1 protein-coding gene is annotated in these 1,182 nt (G+C 41.6%); it reads left to right on the top strand.

Going from position 1 to position 1,182, the window contains the following annotated elements; genetic code table 11:
- Positions 1 to 35: 35 nt before the first annotated feature.
- A protein-coding gene (locus tag AB5Z25_RS10885; RefSeq protein ID WP_368135589.1) for an IS3 family transposase occupies positions 36 to 1,182 on the top strand; the annotation gives its coding sequence in 2 pieces (ribosomal slippage) (positions 36 to 285 and positions 285 to 1,182; 1,148 coding nt annotated over the 2 pieces). This gene is flagged as partial in the annotation.

Raw genomic sequence — 1,182 nt, 5'->3', positions numbered from 1 at the left:
GATATAATCATCTTACAGAGAAAAGAGGAAGTATTATGTCACAAAGTTACACACCTGAATTTAAAAAGAAAATCGTTCGCCTTCATATCGAAGAGGGACGTACTTACAAAAGCATCACTGCAGAGTATGGTGTATCAAAAGCCAGTATCTCCAAATGGTGTGCTGAATTTAGCGAAGAATGCCATACAAAAGCCCAGCAGAATCCAGATGCTCCTAATGATCTGGAACTTATGAAAGAAAACCTCCGTCTCCGTAAGGAATTGGAAGAAGCAAAAAAGGAGAATCTCTTCTTAAAAAAAGCAGCGGCATTCTTCGCAAAGGAAATCGATTAGAGGCTTATCGATTTATTGACCAATATCATGAGACATTCGGTATCCGCTGGCTGCTTAGACGGCTGAAAATTTATCCGAACGCTTACTATAACTACCGGAAACACCGGAAGGCGGATTATCACGCCCATAAAGCAGAAGTCCAGGCACAGATTCATGAAATCTATCATGAACACAATGGTGTCGATGGTTACAGGAGCATGACAGTCTATCTGGCACGTAAGGGATATCACTACAGCCCTGCAACCATACATAAGTACATGAATGCGGAGTTGGGACTGAGATCCATCGTTCGTCCCCAAAAAACAGATTATGAACAGGGAAAACCACACAAGGTGTTTGAAAACAAACTTCAGCAGAATTTTATGTCGGATAAAATCAATCAAAAATGGTGCACAGATTTCACATACTTATTTTTGAAGAACCATGATGTGAGATACAATTGCAGTATTATTGATCTTCATGATAGAAGTGTCATTGCCAGCATAACGGATCGGCACATCACCAGTGATCTTGCCATCCGCACTCTACAGAAAGCATTGGATTCTCAGCCAGCTATCAAAGGAGAATTGATCCTGCATTCCGATCAGGGCTCACAGTATACATCTAAGGCATTTACTGATTTTTGCAAGTCAGTGAATGTGACGCAGAGTATGAGCAAAGCAGGTTATCCCTATGACAATGCACCGATGGAGCGTTACTTCAATACACTGAAGAATGAATGCACAAATCTGTATGAGTTCAAAACAGAGGAAGAACTCTACCAAGCAGTGGAGGAATTTTCCTATGTCCACTACAATCATGTACGCCCGCATAGCTCCAACGGTTACCGTACGCCATATCAGGCACGAAT

Source organism: Collinsella aerofaciens, from assembly GCF_040910325.1.
In the GTDB taxonomy this organism is placed as follows: Bacteria; Actinomycetota; Coriobacteriia; order Coriobacteriales; family Coriobacteriaceae; genus Collinsella; species Collinsella aerofaciens_BL.
The sequence above is the reverse complement of the archived record's forward strand: the minus strand, read 5'-3'. Positions and strand labels throughout refer to the sequence as shown.